Annotated in this window: 18 protein-coding genes; 8 read left to right on the top strand and 10 right to left on the bottom strand. The window is 64.1% G+C overall.

What is annotated here, in order from left to right:
- Positions 1-32 precede the first annotated feature (32 nt).
- On the top strand, positions 33-1,442 hold the full coding sequence (glnA, locus tag IVB41_RS23070; RefSeq protein WP_007603494.1) for a type I glutamate--ammonia ligase: 1,410 nt from the start codon (positions 33-35) through the stop codon (positions 1,440-1,442).
- Between the two features lie 318 nt (positions 1,443-1,760).
- On the opposite strand, the gene IVB41_RS23065 is transcribed toward glnA, so the two are convergent.
- Both IVB41_RS23065 and IVB41_RS23060 read right to left on the bottom strand, forming a co-directional pair.
- Entirely contained in the window at positions 1,761-2,534 is a 774-nt protein-coding gene (locus IVB41_RS23065) for a gamma-glutamyl-gamma-aminobutyrate hydrolase family protein (RefSeq protein WP_027567222.1), read from the bottom strand.
- 91 nt (positions 2,535-2,625) lie between these two features.
- Positions 2,626-3,330, bottom strand: a complete 705-nt coding sequence (locus IVB41_RS23060; RefSeq protein ID WP_247435249.1) for a hypothetical protein — start codon at positions 3,328-3,330, stop codon at positions 2,626-2,628.
- Positions 3,331-3,466: 136 nt separating this feature from the next.
- Between IVB41_RS23060 and IVB41_RS23055 the strand changes: the two genes are divergently transcribed.
- Entirely contained in the window at positions 3,467-4,603 is a 1,137-nt protein-coding gene (locus IVB41_RS23055) for an AI-2E family transporter (RefSeq protein ID WP_247289986.1), read from the top strand.
- Positions 4,604-4,609: 6 nt separating this feature from the next.
- On the opposite strand, the gene IVB41_RS23050 is transcribed toward IVB41_RS23055, so the two are convergent.
- The 6 genes from IVB41_RS23050 to IVB41_RS23025 all read right to left on the bottom strand — a co-directional run bounded on the left by IVB41_RS23050 (position 4,610) and on the right by IVB41_RS23025 (position 8,297).
- Positions 4,610-4,906 carry an antibiotic biosynthesis monooxygenase gene (locus IVB41_RS23050; RefSeq protein ID WP_247435246.1) on the bottom strand — a complete coding sequence of 99 codons (297 nt, stop codon included), beginning with the start codon at positions 4,904-4,906 and terminating at the stop codon, positions 4,610-4,612.
- A 102-nt stretch (positions 4,907-5,008) separates the two neighbouring features.
- Positions 5,009-5,245: a hypothetical protein gene (locus IVB41_RS23045; protein ID WP_247435244.1), complete on the bottom strand. Its 237-nt coding sequence runs from the start codon at positions 5,243-5,245 to the stop codon at positions 5,009-5,011.
- 57 nt (positions 5,246-5,302) lie between these two features.
- Positions 5,303-6,535 carry a diguanylate cyclase gene (locus tag IVB41_RS23040; RefSeq protein ID WP_247397395.1) on the bottom strand — a complete coding sequence of 411 codons (1,233 nt, stop codon included), beginning with the start codon at positions 6,533-6,535 and terminating at the stop codon, positions 5,303-5,305.
- Positions 6,536-6,764: 229 nt separating this feature from the next.
- Entirely contained in the window at positions 6,765-7,244 is a 480-nt protein-coding gene (rpsI, locus tag IVB41_RS23035; RefSeq protein WP_007603485.1) for a 30S ribosomal protein S9, read from the bottom strand.
- A 1-nt stretch (position 7,245) separates the two neighbouring features.
- Positions 7,246-7,710 carry a 50S ribosomal protein L13 gene (gene rplM / locus IVB41_RS23030; protein WP_007603484.1) on the bottom strand — a complete coding sequence of 155 codons (465 nt, stop codon included), beginning with the start codon at positions 7,708-7,710 and terminating at the stop codon, positions 7,246-7,248.
- 158 nt (positions 7,711-7,868) lie between these two features.
- Positions 7,869-8,297 carry a PaaI family thioesterase gene (locus IVB41_RS23025; RefSeq protein WP_007603483.1) on the bottom strand — a complete coding sequence of 143 codons (429 nt, stop codon included), beginning with the start codon at positions 8,295-8,297 and terminating at the stop codon, positions 7,869-7,871.
- Positions 8,298-8,383: 86 nt separating this feature from the next.
- On the opposite strand from IVB41_RS23025, the gene IVB41_RS23020 reads away from it, so the two are divergent.
- The 4 genes from IVB41_RS23020 (at position 8,384) to IVB41_RS23005 (ending at position 11,794) form a co-directional block, all read left to right on the top strand.
- A complete protein-coding gene (locus IVB41_RS23020) occupies positions 8,384-9,208 on the top strand; it encodes an enoyl-CoA hydratase (RefSeq protein WP_247289437.1) in 825 nt (274 codons plus the stop codon).
- Between the two features lie 119 nt (positions 9,209-9,327).
- Positions 9,328-9,912: a CoA-binding protein gene (locus IVB41_RS23015; protein WP_247356251.1), complete on the top strand. Its 585-nt coding sequence runs from the start codon at positions 9,328-9,330 to the stop codon at positions 9,910-9,912.
- A 138-nt stretch (positions 9,913-10,050) separates the two neighbouring features.
- Positions 10,051-11,331: an O-acetylhomoserine aminocarboxypropyltransferase gene (locus IVB41_RS23010; RefSeq protein ID WP_027567230.1), complete on the top strand. Its 1,281-nt coding sequence runs from the start codon at positions 10,051-10,053 to the stop codon at positions 11,329-11,331.
- 118 nt (positions 11,332-11,449) lie between these two features.
- Positions 11,450-11,794 carry a hypothetical protein gene (locus IVB41_RS23005; protein ID WP_247289433.1) on the top strand — a complete coding sequence of 115 codons (345 nt, stop codon included), beginning with the start codon at positions 11,450-11,452 and terminating at the stop codon, positions 11,792-11,794.
- A 13-nt stretch (positions 11,795-11,807) separates the two neighbouring features.
- On the opposite strand, the gene IVB41_RS23000 is transcribed toward IVB41_RS23005, so the two are convergent.
- The gene (locus IVB41_RS23000) at positions 11,808-12,890 is read right to left on the bottom strand and encodes a COX15/CtaA family protein (RefSeq protein WP_247435241.1); all 1,083 of its coding nucleotides are present in this window, start codon (positions 12,888-12,890) and stop codon (positions 11,808-11,810) included.
- 93 nt (positions 12,891-12,983) lie between these two features.
- On the opposite strand from IVB41_RS23000, the gene IVB41_RS22995 reads away from it, so the two are divergent.
- Positions 12,984-13,205 (top strand): DUF2842 domain-containing protein, encoded by a 222-nt coding sequence (locus IVB41_RS22995; protein ID WP_247289430.1) that lies wholly within the window; start codon positions 12,984-12,986, stop codon positions 13,203-13,205.
- Between the two features lie 5 nt (positions 13,206-13,210).
- On the opposite strand, the gene IVB41_RS22990 is transcribed toward IVB41_RS22995, so the two are convergent.
- Positions 13,211-14,254, bottom strand: a complete 1,044-nt coding sequence (locus IVB41_RS22990) for a polysaccharide deacetylase family protein (RefSeq protein WP_247435238.1) — start codon at positions 14,252-14,254, stop codon at positions 13,211-13,213.
- Positions 14,255-14,381: 127 nt separating this feature from the next.
- On the opposite strand from IVB41_RS22990, the gene IVB41_RS22985 reads away from it, so the two are divergent.
- Entirely contained in the window at positions 14,382-15,563 is a 1,182-nt protein-coding gene (locus tag IVB41_RS22985; protein WP_247435235.1) for a GNAT family N-acetyltransferase, read from the top strand.
- Positions 15,564-15,602: the final 39 nt, after the last annotated feature.

The raw sequence follows: 15,602 nt of genomic DNA, 5'->3' as shown, positions 1-15,602 counted from the left end.
GAAACCGACCCGCAGAGCCAAAAGGGGTATGCATGAAGACCGCCAAAGACGTCCTGAAATCGATCAAGGACAACGACGTCAAATACGTCGACCTGCGCTTCACCGATCCGCGCGGCAAGTGGCAGCACGTCACCTTCGACATCAGCATGATCGATGAGGACATTTTCGCCGAAGGGACGATGTTTGACGGCTCCTCGATCGCCGGCTGGAAGGCGATCAACGAGTCCGACATGTGCCTGATGCCCGATCCGGTGACCGCGACGATCGATCCGTTCTTCGCCGAGACCACCATGGTCATCACCTGCGACGTGCTCGAGCCGACCACCGGCGAGCCCTACAACCGCGATCCCCGCGGCATCGCCAAGAAGGCCGAGGCGATGGTCAAGTCGATGGGCGTTGGCGACACCGTGTTCGTCGGCCCCGAAGCCGAGTTCTTCGTGTTCGACGACGTGCGCTTCTCCGCCAACCCCTACAGCACCGGCTTCCGCCTCGACTCTTCCGAGCTGCCGACCAACTCCGACACCGAATATGAAGGCGGCAATCTCGGCCATCGTGTCCGTACCAAGGGCGGCTACTTCCCGGTGCCGCCGCAGGACTCCGTGCAGGACATGCGCTCGGAGATGCTCGGCGCCATGGCCAAGATGGGCGTGAAGGTCGAGAAGCACCATCACGAGGTCGCTTCCGCCCAGCACGAGCTCGGCATGAAGTTCGACACGCTGACCTTGATGGCCGACCACATGCAGATCTACAAATACTGCATCCACCAGGTCGCGCACATCTACGGCAAGACCGCCACCTTCATGCCGAAGCCGGTCTTCGGCGACAACGGCTCGGGCATGCACGTGCACCAGTCGATCTGGAAGGACGGCAAGCCGGTGTTCGCCGGCAACAAATACGCCGACCTGTCGGAGACCTGCCTCCACTACATCGGCGGCATCATCAAGCACGCCAAGGCGATCAACGCCTTCACCAACCCGTCGACCAACTCCTACAAGCGTCTGGTCCCGGGCTATGAGGCTCCCGTGCTGCTCGCCTATTCCGCCCGCAACCGCTCGGCGTCCTGCCGCATCCCCTACACCGCTTCGCCGAAGGCCAAGCGCGTCGAGGTGCGCTTCCCCGATCCGCTCGCCAATCCCTATCTCGGCTTCGCCGCGATGCTGATGGCGGGCCTCGACGGCATCAAGAACAAGATCGATCCGGGTCCGGCGATGGACAAGGACCTCTACGATCTGCCGAAGGAAGAGCTGAAGCAGATCCCGACGGTGTGCGGCAGCTTGCGCGAGGCGCTGGAAAACCTCGACAAGGATCGCGGCTTCCTGAAGAACGGCGGCGTGTTCGACGACGACTTCATCGACGCTTATATCGAGCTGAAGATGACCGAAGTCGCCCGCTTCGAAATGACCCCGCACCCGGTCGAGTTCGAAATGTACTATTCGGGCTAAGCCGCCGGAACGACTACGACGCACGAAAGGCGCCCCTCGGGGCGCCTTTTTTTGTGGTCCTCGAGTTTTGTTCTGCGTCTGACTCCACTTCGTTCTCAAAGAACGAATCGGAATCGAGAAAACTGGCGCGCATCAATTCTTGATATCTGGTTTATTGCGCCCGAGAGATCGCGAGCGCTGTTGGTAATCGCAGGATGCGTTCAGCGCCGCGAAATCCATCCTGGAGACTAGTTCTCGTGCCTGTTTGCGAAAATCGCCAATCCTCCGCCGCCGGTCGCAACGATCGAGAGCCTTATCGGCCTCGGCGCAACCCCGCAGCTACGCCGCCGCGCGCTGCTTCGCCACCATGGCCTGACCGAACGCCTCGAACAGTTTTCGGTTGATCGGATTGTGCTGCGGGTCGTATTCGGCGTGCCATTGCACCCCGAGCGCAAAAGCCCTGGCTTCCGCGATGCGGATTGCCTCGATGGTGCCGTCCTCGGCAATGCCCTCGATCAGCACGCGCTTGCCGGGATCGAGGATGCCCTGGCCGTGCAGCGAATTGACCCTGATCTTGTCACAGCCGAGCAATTCTGCGAACGCGCCGCCCGGCGTCAGATCGACGTCGTGGCGATCGGCGAACACCACTGTCGGATCGGGGTGGATCTCACCGTTCTCGAGCCTCGGCATGCGATGGTTCATGCGGCCCGGGATCTCGCGGATCTCGGGATGCAGCGAGCCGCCGAAGGCGACATTCATCTCCTGGAGGCCCCGGCAGATGCCGAACAGCGGGATACCGCGAGCAACGCAGGCGACCGAGAGCGCCAGCGCCACCTCGTCGCGGTGGATGTCGTAGGGCTCGTGCGCCTCACATGGATCGACGTTGAAACGGGTCGGGTGGACGTTGGCCCGGGCGCCAGTCAGCACGATGCCGTCGACCGTATCGAGCAGCGCGCCGATATCGGTGATGTCAGGCGAGCCCGCGAACATCACCGGCAGGCCGCCTGAAACCTCGGCCACGGCGCGCAGATTACGCTCGCCGACCATCTGGACCTGAAATCGATTTTCAACGCGATGGGCATTCCCGATCACGCCGACGACCGGCTTTCTCATCTCCCGCTCAGACCTCCCCGCCGAAGAAGATTCTCCAAACATGCCCCCGGGGTGGAACAAATTCAACAGAAGGGTACGCGGGACGGCAATGCTATTTTCGCGCAAATGCCTCCCGGGCCACGATCGCGCCGCCAAGGGGCAGGCCGGCGGTCTTCAGTGCGGTCGCCGCCGGGTCGCCCGGCGCAGCCAACCAGGGCAGTTTCGTTTCGATTCCGCGCGTCACGGACTCCCCGAGCGCGCCACCGAAATCGATCGGCCAAAGCCCGTTGGGCACCATTTCGGCGGTAAGGCCACGGAGTGCATAGCCGTCGCCCAGGACCGCCTCCGCATGGTCGCCGGCGACAAGGCGCGCCGTCGCAGGGTCCATGGGATCGCCAAAGCTCACCAGCACGGGCATTAGGTCCCCCTGCACCGCGACGACGCCGGTCTGCCGGTTGAGCTCGTTGAACGAGACACGGTTGCCTCGCGCGGCGCCATAAGCGCGGAGCGCGACATAGTTGATGTCGTCGAGATCGAGCTTCGCGCCCTGCTGATGTGCCAGCAATGCCACCACATTCTTTCCCCGGCCGAGGTCGACGAACACAGCCTCGCCGCGCATCGTGGTGCGGCCGCCCCGGCTATAGCCGCGATCGGGCACGACGGCCAGAACACCGGAGCCGGACTTGACGCCTTCGGGCGTCGTCACCTCGACCGTGAGGCGATATTTGTGGCCGGGCCGGTTGATCCGGATCTGGTCGCCAATCACGAGCACGGCCAAAAGCCCGAGCAGACCCACCCATTTGCTGATGAAACTCAAGCGCGCCCCACCTGTTCTCTCCTCGTCCGTCTGCACCGTTCACACGGCAGCGTCAAACCAGCGCGTTGACGCGGTCTTGATCGAAAGCGTGTTTGCCGAAAGACTTCCCCCCGGTCCACCTAAAGGACATTGCGTGATCACATTCCCGGATGAACGACCCCCGACCCGTTTTGATCTGGCTTGGGGCATTTCGGTCGGCGGCATCGGCGTGGTGCTGTTCGCCGTGCTGCTCGCGTTCTCCTGGTACTTCGCGACCACCCTGCTCCTGATCTTCGCCGGGGTGCTGCTGGGCCTTGGGCTCAACGCGCTGACCAACGCGCTTGGCCGGCATGCGCGTCTGCCGCATGCGCTGCGGCTCGCAATCGTCTGCTTGGCCCTCGCGCTCATGCTCGCGGGCATCGCATATCTCGGCGGCGCCACCATCGCCGATCAGGCGGCGGGACTCAGCAAAACCATCAAATCCCAGATCGGCAACGTCAAATCATTCCTGGACAATCACGGCATCGACACCAGCTTCTTCGATTTCGGGAGCTCCGGACCCGATTCGTCTCCCGACGCGCAACCGGAGCCGACGCCGTCGGCCGGCACGACGTCGCGCGGGGCAATACCCGGCGCAGGCGCCCTTGCCTCCAGCGGCGGGGCGATCGTGAGCCAGACGTTCAAGCTGCTGCTTGGCACCATCCACGGCGTGGGAAACATCTTCATCGTGCTGTTTCTGGGAGTCGCCTTCGCCGCCCAACCCAGCGTCTATCGCGAGGGATTGCTGTTCATCGCGCCTGCAAAACATCGCGCGCGCGCGGCCGTCATCATCGACCGCGTCAGCGAGACACTTGAACGATGGCTGATCGCACAGATGATCGTCATGCTCGCGGTCGGGGCGGTAACCTGGATCGGGCTTCTCATCATCGGCATCCCGGGCTCCTTCATCCTCGGGATTCAGGCGGGACTGCTCGGCTTCATTCCGACCGTCGGCGCCATCATTGCCGGCGTTGTGGTCGTGCTGGCGAGCCTCGCCTCAGGATGGATTCCGGCGCTGTCGGCCTTTCTCCTCTTCATGGGCGTCCACGCCATGGAGAGCTACGTGCTGACGCCCCTGCTGCAGCGGCAGGCACTGGACATCCCGCCGGCTACGCTGTTCGCGTTCCAGATCCTGCTCGGCGTCGTCTTCGGGATCTGGGGTCTAGCGCTGGCGCTGCCACTGGTCGCCATCGCCAAAGTCGTGATCGACCACTTCAAGACGTACGAAGCGCCGCCTCTGGCGGAGGCGGCCTGAGCCGCCTCAGGTGGTGAGCACGGTTTCGGTGTGCTCGACCTCAGGGGGTAGCGCAAAATACTGGCCGACGAGGCCGCGCCATTCGGTGAAATTCTCGGAGCCGCGGAAATCGACGGTATGGTTCTCGAGCGTTTCCCACTTCACCATCAGACGATAGCGCTGCGGCTTCTCGATCGACTTGTGCAGCTCGAAACCATGGAAACCCTTGGAGCGGCCGAAAGCGGCCTTGGCCTTGGCGACGGCGGCCTCAAAGTCCTTCTCGCTGCCCGGCTTGACGTCGATTTGCGCGATCTCGGTGATCATCTGTTTCCACTCATTTTTGTTCGATGGGAGTGTCTACCGCAGCCCGCGACAAAGAAAAAGGCGCCGAAATGGCGCCCTGCCCGGTCCGAGAATGCAGATCACTCAGGCGAGCAGCAGAGCGGTGCCCGCCACGATCAGCGCACAACCGGCGAACAGCGCAAGCGGCCAGTAATTGCGGCCTTGCGTGTAATGCCCCTGGGCGCGGCGCTCGGTGATCAGCGCGCTCTCATATTCGTCCGCGGTCGAGAACAGGCAGGCGAAGCCGCCGCGTGCCGAAGTCGCCGCGGCTTCGAGCGACATCAGGGCGGTCTGCGGGCTCTGTCGACGGATCGATTCCATGACCGCAATGGTAGGGATCGAATGGTAAACAGGGGATTACCGCAAGGCCTCCGTTGCCTAAGCTGTCGCCGTCTGCGCCTTGGACTGCGTGTTGGAGACGCCGATCCGTGCGGCGCTCTGGCGGCGCCAGTTCTCCAGCGACAATGGCAGCTCCTCCGCCGCCTCGACGCGGTTACGGCCGCCGCGCTTGGCCTGGTAAAGCGCGGTGTCAGCCGAGGCCAGCAGCACTTCGAGTTCGGTGCCGGCCGGACCGCCCGCGACGCCGATGCTGACGGTGGTGTCGACCGGGCCCTCATCGACGACGACCCCGGAGGTCTCGAAGGCTTCGCGCACGCGCTCGGCCACCAGCACGCCCTCCTCCAGCGAACACGGCAGGAGGGCGGCGAACTCCTCGCCGCCGATGCGACCCGACATGTCGCTGATGCGCAGGTTGCTGACGACGACGGTCGAGAACAGTTTCAGCATCTCGTCGCCGGCGGGATGGCCGAAGCGGTCGTTGATCGACTTGAAATGATCGATATCGAAGATCATCACGGTCACGGGACGGCCGGCCTTGGCCTCGCGCTCGATCACGCGTCCGCAGGCTTCCGAGAAGCCGCGGCGGTTGAGCATGCCGGTCAGCGGATCGGTGGACGCGGCGGTCCGGTGCGCAGTGACCGTGCGCTCGGACACCAGCATGAAGATCACGAACACGGTGCCGACGGCATAGAGCACGAGCTCGACCGCGAACACGGTGACCCAGATGCTGTTGGAGAAGCCGGCATCGTTCGGGCGCAGGAAACTGCCGAGCAGAATCGGCAGCATCAAGACGCAGCCGTGCATCACCGGGACCACGAAGGCCGGCCAGCGCCGTTGCAGGCTCTTGCGCCGCTCGACCCAGAGCTCGCTCGCCGTCAGCGCCGCATAGACCGAGACGATGCCGGCGCCGACGATCATGCGCAGCATGGACGCCGCGGGATCGAGCAGCGTGGCGGCAGCGGTCCAGGCGAGCGCGCCGACCAGGAGACCCGGCCAGTTCGGCTTGCGGCCATGAAAGACGCGCGCCGCATTCCACACCATGCCGCAGGCGACGAAGCCGACTGCGTTCAGCGCAAGGTAAAGATGCGGGCCCAGCTTGTCGCCGGCCGCCGTCCAGAGCGCGACCGATGCGGCGCCAAGGAGATAGGCGGTGCCCCACCATTTCAGCGCAGGGCTGTTCTCCTGCCTTCCGAAAAATACCATCATGGCGCCGAGCAGTGCGGCGACCATGGTGGCGACCAAATAGAGCGTGATGCTATCGAGCGACATCATGTCGGCCCCCTTCTAGACATAGCAGTTACGCGATCGGCTCCACCGATTTGCGCGCCCTTCCAAATGCGACGCTATGTCTCGCGGGTTCCATTCAGGTTTTCATGCGAGCCCAAGTTTTCAGGAAACACGCCATCAATTTGCATACAAACGAACAGCAAAAAGGGCGCTGAAATCAGCGCCCTTTTGCATCTCATTGAAGCCGCTTTCGCGGCGAATGCGACCGAAGCGATTAACGCTTCGAGAACTGGAAGGACCGGCGGGCCTTGGCCTTGCCGTACTTCTTGCGCTCGACCACGCGGGAGTCGCGGGTGAGGAAGCCGCCCTTCTTGAGCACGGTGCGCAGCTCCGGCTCGAAATAGGTCAGCGCCTTCGAGATGCCGTGACGGACGGCACCGGCCTGGCCGGACAGACCGCCGCCGGCGACGGTGCAGATCACGTCATACTGGCCCGAGCGCGCGGCCACGGAGAACGGCTGCTCGATCATCATACGCAGCACCGGACGGGCGAAATAGACCTCGACCTCGCGCGCGTTGACCGTGACCTTGCCGGCGCCCGGCTTGATCCAGACGCGGGCGACCGCGTCCTTGCGCTTGCCGGTGGCATAGGCGCGGTTGAACTTGTCGACCTTCTTCTCGTGCTTGGGCGCGTCGGGCGCGGCCGCCGTCTTGAGCTGCGAGAGCTGGTCGAGCGACTGGATGGATTCGGCCATGTTATGCGGCCCTCGTGTTCTTGCGGTTCAACTTGGCGATGTCGATCTTCTCGGGCGTCTGGGCCTCGTGCGGATGATCGGCGCCGCCATAGACGCGGAGGTTGCCCATCTGGACGCGACCGAGCGGACCACGCGGGATCATGCGCTCGACGGCCTTCTCGAGCACGCGCTCGGGATGCTTGCCCTCGAGGATCTGGCGCGCGGTGCGCTCCTTGATGTGGCCGACGTAACCGGTGTGCTTGTAATAGGTCTTCTGCTCGCGCTTGCGGCCGGTGAGAACCGCATACTGCGCGTTGATGATGATGATGTTGTCGCCGCAATCAACGTGCGGGGTGTAGGTCGGGAGGTGCTTGCCGCGCAGGCGCATGGCGACGATGGTGGCGAGACGGCCGACGACCAGACCCTTGGCGTCGATCAATACCCACTTCTTCGTCACCTCAGCCGGCTTTGCCGAAAAGGTTTTCATGTCAGAGTTTCCGTGGACGGGGAGCATCGGCGCGAACACCGCACCGGACTGGGCGGTTTTCTAGAGAACGGGGGCGCCGCGGTCAATGCCCAAAGGCGTAATTTACATGTGCGATATCAATTGCTTAGAAATATGGTATTAACATACCCGCAAAAAGCTCAAACGTTTGGAATGGAATAGGTCGAGGTGACATGGGCAATCGGATCGGGCGAGGTACCGGACAACAGCTTCACCTCACCGACCGCGAGGCGCTTGCCGAGCTTGAGCAGCCGCGCCTCCGCCAGCACGTCCTGCCCGGGTTGCCCCTTGCGCAGGAAGTTGATGTTGAGATTGGTGGTGACGGCGAGCCCGATCGGCCCGATCGCGGACAACAGCACCACGTACATCGCGAAATCGGCGAGTGCCATCAGGGTCGGGCCGGACACGGTTCCGCCCGGCCGCAGCATCTTTTCGCTATAGCGCTGACGCAAAAGGCAGGCCTGACCGTCCGCGCTCTCGATCGTGATGTCGTCGCCGCTGAAGGCCTGGGGAAACTCGTTGCGGAGGAACTGCTCGAGCTCCGCCACGCTCATTTTCGCTAACGCCATGCTACCCCTCACCCTCGCTTCACGTCCCCTGTTACATTAAGTTATCTGCGTCATCCAATCGCAATAATCCAACCGGAAACGCTTTGATGTCCGTCCAGGCCGCCCGCGTCCCCTCCCCGCAACCACCGATCCTGCTGCGCGAGACCGTGGGCCCCATCGCGGTCCTGACCCTCAACCGCCCGGCCGCCCGCAACAGCCTGTCGGCGACGCTGATCGCAAGCCTGCATGCCGAGCTCAACGAGATCCGGGACGACAAGTCCGTCCGCGGGGTCGTGATCGCGGCCAACGGTCCCGCCTTCTCCGCCGGCCACGACATGAAGGAGCTGACCGCGCGCCGCACCGACCCGGACCGTGGCCGTGCCTTCTTCGCCGAGATGATGACCGCCTGCAGCGCGATGATGCAGGCGATCGTGCACCTGCCCAAGCCTGTGGTCGCATCGGTCCAGGGCATTGCGACCGCCGCGGGCTGCCAGCTCGTGGCAAGCTGCGATCTCGCCATCGCCTCGGAAGCAGCACACTTCGCCACGCCCGGCGTCGACATCGGCCTGTTCTGCTCGACGCCGATGGTGGCGCTGTCGCGCAACGTGCCGCGCAAGCAGGCGATGGAGATGCTGCTGACGGGCGAGCCGATCCCGGCCGCGCGCGCCCGCGAGATCGGCCTCGTCAATCGTGTCGTCGCGGCCGGCACTGAGCGCGCTGCCGCCATTGCGCTCGCCGAACAGGTCGCGCTGAAATCCGCCTATACCGTCAAGCTCGGCAAGGAGGCGTTCTATCGCCAGGCCGAGATGAGCCTTGCAGACGCCTATCGCTATGCGGCAGAGGTGATGACCGACAACATGATGGCGCGAGACGCCGAGGAAGGCATCGGCGCTTTCATCGAGAAGCGCACGCCGACATGGCGGGACGAGTAATTCGTCATTGCGAGCGAAGCGAAGCAATCCAGAAATCCCTCCTCGGAGGCAGACTGGATTGCTTCGTCGCTTCGCTCCTCGCAATGACAGCGAAAAGATGAGCCCGAAAAGATAAGCCAATGAACCACGACGCCTATCCCGACAATTACATCCGGGGCATCCTCAACAACGTGAAGTCGATCGCGATGGTCGGCGCTTCGCCTGCCAACGTGCGGCCAAGCTATTTCGCGTTCAAATATCTGGCCCAGCGCGGCTACGACATGATTCCGGTCAACCCCGGCCATGTCGGCAAGGAGCTGCTCGGAAAACCCTTCGTCGCCTCGCTGTCCGACATCGGCCGTCCCGTCGACATGATCGACATTTTCCGCAACTCCAGCCACATCATGCCGGTGGTCGAGGAAGCCCTCACCCTCGATCCGCTGCCGATGGTGATCTGGATGCAGCTGGGGGCGCGGGACGATGCGGCGGCGCTGAAGGCGGAATCGGTCGGTATCAAGGTGGTGATGAACCGCTGTCCCAAGATCGAATATGGCCGCCTGTCGTCGGAGATCTCCTGGATGGGCGTCAATTCACGCACGCTGAGCTCCAAACGCGCCCCGGTGCCGACGCAGGGCATGCGCTTATCCCTCAATCGGATGAGTGTCGGCGGCGGCGACACCGCGGCATCGGACCGCGCCGCCAAGAACAAGAGCGAGCAAAGCTGACGCAATTGCGAAGGTTTCATTTCGCGAACGCGACAATGCGTAGCACGATCGTTCCGATGTGAAGCCGCGCCTTGACGGCAGCCGCGGCGCCAATCAGCATGCCGCGCGATTTCAGACCACAAGAACAGGACGCCCTCAATGAGCGATCGCCTTCCGGGATTTTCGACCCTCGCCGTGCATGCCGGTGCACAGCCCGATCCCACGACCGGTGCGCGCGCGACTCCGATCTATCAGACGACGTCGTTCGTCTTCAACGACGCCGACCACGCCGCCTCTCTGTTCGGCCTGCAGGCGTTCGGCAACATCTATACCCGCATCGGCAATCCCACCAATGCGGTGCTGGAAGAGCGCGTCGCGGCGCTCGAAGGCGGCACGGCCGCGCTTGCGGTGGCCTCGGGCCATGCCGCGCAGGTCGTGGTGCTGCAGCAATTGCTCCAGCCCGGCGACGAGTTCATCGCCGCGCGAAAGCTCTATGGCGGCTCGATCAACCAGTTCACGCACGCGTTCAAGAGCTTCGGCTGGAACGTGGTGTGGGCCGATCCCGACGACATCGCGAGCTTCGAACGCGCGGTCACGCCGCGCACGAAAGCGATCTTCATCGAGTCCATCGCCAATCCCGCCGGCAGCATCACCGACATCGAGGCGATCTCGACGGTGGCGCGCAAGGCCGGCGTACCGCTGATCGTCGACAACACGCTGGCCTCGCCCTATCTGATCCGTCCCATCGACCACGGTGCCGACATCGTCGTGCACTCGCTGACGAAATTTCTCGGCGGCCATGGCAATTCGATCGGCGGCATCATCGTCGATGCCGGCACCTTCGACTGGTCGACCGGCGGCAAATATCCGATGCTGTCGGAGCCGCGGCCCGAATATCACGGCATCCGGCTGCAGGAGACGTTTGGCAATTTCGCCTTCGCGATCGCCTGCCGCGTACTCGGCCTGCGCGACCTCGGACCGGCGCTGTCGCCGTTCAACGCCTTCATGATCCTCACCGGCATCGAGACATTGCCGCTGCGCATGCAGAAGCACTGCGACAATGCGAAAGCGGTCGCCGAATTCCTCGCCGGCCATCCGGCGGTGGCCGCGGTGAACTATGCGGGCCTTGCAAGCGACAAGTACAACCAGCTCGCGCGCAAATACGCACCGAAGGGTGCCGGCGCCGTGTTCACCTTCAGCCTGAAGGGCGGCTACGACGCCGGTGTCAGCCTGGTGTCGAAGTTGCAGCTGTTCTCGCATCTGGCCAATGTCGGCGACACCCGCTCGCTGGTCATCCATCCGGCCTCGACCACGCACAGCCAGCTCGACGACGCCGCCAAGGTCAAGTCCGGCGCCGGCCCCGACGTGGTGCGGCTCTCGATCGGCATCGAGGACAAGGAAGATTTGATCGCCGATCTGGAGCAGGCGCTGGGCGCGTAGCTGTCGTGGTCATTCCGGGGCGCCTGAGCGCCCCGGAATATGGCTCCAGTTAACAGTCATTAACCATATCTGCCGTATACATCGTCACTGGATCGCCCCTTTTGATTCGGAGCCGACGATGCTGCGCTGGATGGTGCCTGCCCTTGCGGCGATGCTGACGGTCTCAGCTGCGATTGCGGCCGATTTGCCGGCCACGCCGAGGCGGCGGGCGGCCGCTCCGCCACAGGAGCCGCCGCAGGTTTATGTCGAGACCGATCCGGATGCGCTAATCTCGCCGGCCTACGGCATCGGCAGCTACATCCGCAATTTGCCGGGTACGCCACTACTGCCGGGCTCGCATACGCTGCCGGGCTATTACGGCCGCCCCTGGGACTACGATTACCAGGGCGCGTATTACGGCGGGAAGCAGGTCGATTATTTCTGGCGCCTGCCCTATTCGTGCGGCATCTACGGCTATTGCTGAAGAGCAGATCCGATCAGCTGGCCTGACCGACGGGAACGGCGCGCGGCTGCGCTTCGGTTGCGCCACGCGTCGCGAGCCGTTCGGTCTGCATCACCGCAAGCGTCAGCACCACGATTACGACCGCCTGATGCGCGAGCGCGAGATCAATCGGCACCTGGTTGAGCAGCGTGAGGATGCCGAGCACGCCTTGCAGGCTGACCGCGCCCAGCAGCAAAAGCGCGCCGCTCGCCGCAGACCCCGCGCGTGAACGCACCGCATCGAACCCGTGCAACGCCGCCAGCGCGAACAGCGCATAGGCCGTCATACGGTGCTCGAACTGCACCGTCAGCACATTGTCGAACATGTTGCGCCACCACGGCGTCTCGAACCACAGCCGCTCCCCTGAGGGAATGAACGCGCCGTCGATCTGCGGCCAGGTGTTATAGGCGCGGCCGGCGCGCAAGCCCGCAACCAGCGCACCGAAATAGATCTGGATGAAGGTCACGACCAGGAGCAAGGCGCTCGTGAAGCGCAGCCGCGAGGGTGCTGCGATCGGCGGACGCTCGGCGAGCCGCCGCACCGTCCAGACGATGCCGGCGAAGATCACGAGCGCGAGCACAAGGTGTGTCGCCAGCCGATATTGCGACACCTCGACGCGCTCAGACAGCCCCGAGGCCACCATCCACCACCCCACCGCGCCCTGGAGCCCGCCGAGCCCGAACAACAGCCACAACCGCCGCTTCAACTCGCCTGACAGGCCACCGCGCCAGAGGAAAAACAGGAACGGCAACAGATAGGCGACGCCGATGAAACGGCCGAGCAGCCGGTGGCTCCATTCCCACCAGAAGATCTCCTTGAACTCGGACAGGCTCATGCCGGCGTTGAGCTCGCGATATTGCGGGATCGTCTTGTAGGCCTCGAAGGCCGCCGTCCACTGCGCTTCCGAGAGTGGCGGAACGCTGCCCGCGACCGGCTTCCATTCGACGATCGAGAGTCCGGATTCCGTCAGCCGCGTCGCGCCCCCGACCAACACCATCAGCGCGATCAGCGCAGCCACTGAGATCAGCCACCAGCGCACGGCGCGATGCGGCTCGGACGGGGCGGAAATCGTCGTCATTCGAGGCAAAACCAGAGCTTGAACCGGACTGCGTGCCCCTTATAGTCCCCCGCTTCCGCAGCGCAAGTTACGCGAAAGCCGCGACATTCCGTCATGACGATCCGCACCCGCAAGTTCCTCGGCACCATCCTGCTCCTGGTGCTCGCCACCGTCTGGGCCCTGCTCGGCATGGCGCTGGCGCAGATGCCCTGGATCGCCGAGTCCGGCTGGCGGCAGGCAATCTATTACGTGGTGGTCGGCATGGGCTGGGTGCTGCCGGCGATGCCGATCGTGAGCTGGATGCAGCGGCCCGACCGGGTCAAGTCGAGTTCGTAGCGCTTCTAGGTCGCGGCTGTGCCGGTCGGCTTCACCGGCGCAAAAGCAACCCCCGACACCAGCCCCCGCATGATGCGCAGCGAGCGCACCCGGCCATCCCAGGAAATGCGCGGCAGCGCGCGCAGATTGGTGCGTCCCTCCGCGTCCACGACACCCGGGATCGTCGTCACCGCGCTGGCAAAGCCGGCCTCCTCCGCCATGATGACATGGCTGCGCCGGAACGAGGCGCGATCGCCGAACGGAAAGGCGAGATGCCGGATGTCGCGATCGAAGGCCGCTTCCGCGACTGCCTTGCCCATCGTCATCTCGCGCAGCGCGGCCGCATCCTTCATGTTGGCGAGAACGGGATAGTTCACGGTCGCACTGCCGATCGTCACCAGCGGGTCGGCCGCAATCCTTGCCAGATCCTCCCAATTCATCGATGCCTCGCGTGAGAGCGCGGCAAGGTCGACCCGGTAGCGCGTACAGAGGTCTGCGATCGCGGCCGACACATCCGCCGGCGGCAGCGAGCGCAGCCAGGCCTCGACGAACGAAAACAGCGCCTGCTTCTCGGCGTTATCAGTAACCGTGAAGCGCTGCTCCTTGTCGCCCATCATCAGGCTGACACGGCTCTCGCGCGCGATCACCTGTTCGAGTCCGAGCCACCAGGCCTCACCGACGCCGTCGGGAAACGCCGTGGGCACATAGATCGTGAAGGGCACGGCATGGCGCGCCAGCACCGGATAAGCAAAGTCGATCAGGTCCTTGCCGGCGCCGTCGAAGGTGAGTGCCACGAAGCGCCGGTGTTCCGACAGTGTCACCGCGCGCCGGCAGACCTCGTCCATGCCGAGAAAATCATACTTCCACCGCTTCAGCGCGCGAATGGCGCGATCGAGGAAATGCGGCGTGATCTCGTTCTCGCGCAGCGGCTGAAACCCGCCGTGCCGCCTCGGCCGCACATGCGCAAAGCGCAGGATGGCGCCGGCACCACGACTGCGCAGCGCAGCCTGCCCCGTGAACCAGGTCAGCTCAAGGCGCAGCCGTTCCAGCCATCTGTCGTCGGATGCCAATATCCCACCTCGCGCCCGTCGGCGGCCGTTCCCCCTCTTATAGTCATTACTCTTTGTTGACACTTCTTTGCAAAGGTCGGCCACAGGCCGAATTACGCACATTTTTGATTTCTCGACAGGTTCGCGAATGACCATGGCTGCGGCGATGCAAAGCCGGACGGCAGAATTGCCAGCGCGGTCGAAAGCGGGCCGCATCGCGCATGTCGATATCGTGACCGATCTCGGCGCGGCCGAGGCCGCCTGGCGCGCCTTCGAGCAGCCCGGCCACCTCTTCACGCCCTATCAGCGATTTGATCTGCTCAGTCCCTGGCAGCGTCTGGTTGGCGAGCACGAACGCGCCCGCCCTTTCATCGTCGTGGCCCGCGACGCCGAGCATCAGCCACTGCTGCTGCTGCCGCTCTCGCTGCGCCAAAACCACGGCGTCCGCACGGCCTGCTTCATGGGCGGCAAGCATACGACCTTCAACATGGGCCTGTGGAACGCCGAATTTGCAGCGCTGGTCACCATCGGCGATCTCGACGCGCTGCTTGCGCCGCTCGGCGAGCATGCCGACGTTCTCGCACTGACGCAGCAGCCGCTGCACTGGAACGACCAGCAGAACCCGTTCGCGCATTTGCCGCGCCAGAGCGCGATCAACGGCTGCCCGCTGCTCACGATGGAACCGGGCGGTCCGCCGGCATCGCGGATCAGCAACTCCTTCCGCCGCCGCCTCAAGAGCAAGGAGAAGAAGCTCCAGGCGCTCGCCGGCTATCGCTATCATTTGGCGACCACCGATGCGGACATCACCCGCCTGCTCGACTGGTTCTTCCGCGTCAAGCCGGCGCGGATGGCCGAACAGAAGCTTCCCAACGTCTTCGCCGAGCCCGGCGTCGAGCCATTCGTCCGCAGCGCCTGCCTTGCGCCACGCGGTGACGGCCGCGCCATCGACATCCATGCGCTCGAATGCGACGACGAGGTGATCGCGATCTTCGCCGGCGTCGCCGACGGCCAGCGCTTCTCGATGATGTTCAACACCTACACGATTTCCGAGCACGCCCGCTACAGCCCCGGGCTGATCCTGATGCGTTACATCATCGACCGCTGCGCCGAGCGCGGCTACCGCTCGCTCGACCTCGGCATCGGCTCGGACGAGTACAAGCGGATGTTCTGCAAGGACGACCAGGACATCTTCGACAGTTTCGTTCCGCTGACGTCACGCGGAAAGCTCGCGGCCATGGCGATGTCCTCGCTGAGCCACGGCAAGCGGCTGGTGAAACAGAACCAGATGTTGTTCGACCTGGCGCAGCGGCTGCGGCGGGCGTTCGGGTAGCTCTCGCATTGCACGACTGCCCTCCTTCTCCCCTTGTGG

It is taken from the genome of Bradyrhizobium sp. 44, from assembly GCF_023073095.1.
Classification (GTDB): domain Bacteria; phylum Pseudomonadota; class Alphaproteobacteria; order Rhizobiales; family Xanthobacteraceae; genus Bradyrhizobium.
This window is presented reverse-complemented; position numbering and strand designations above follow the sequence as displayed.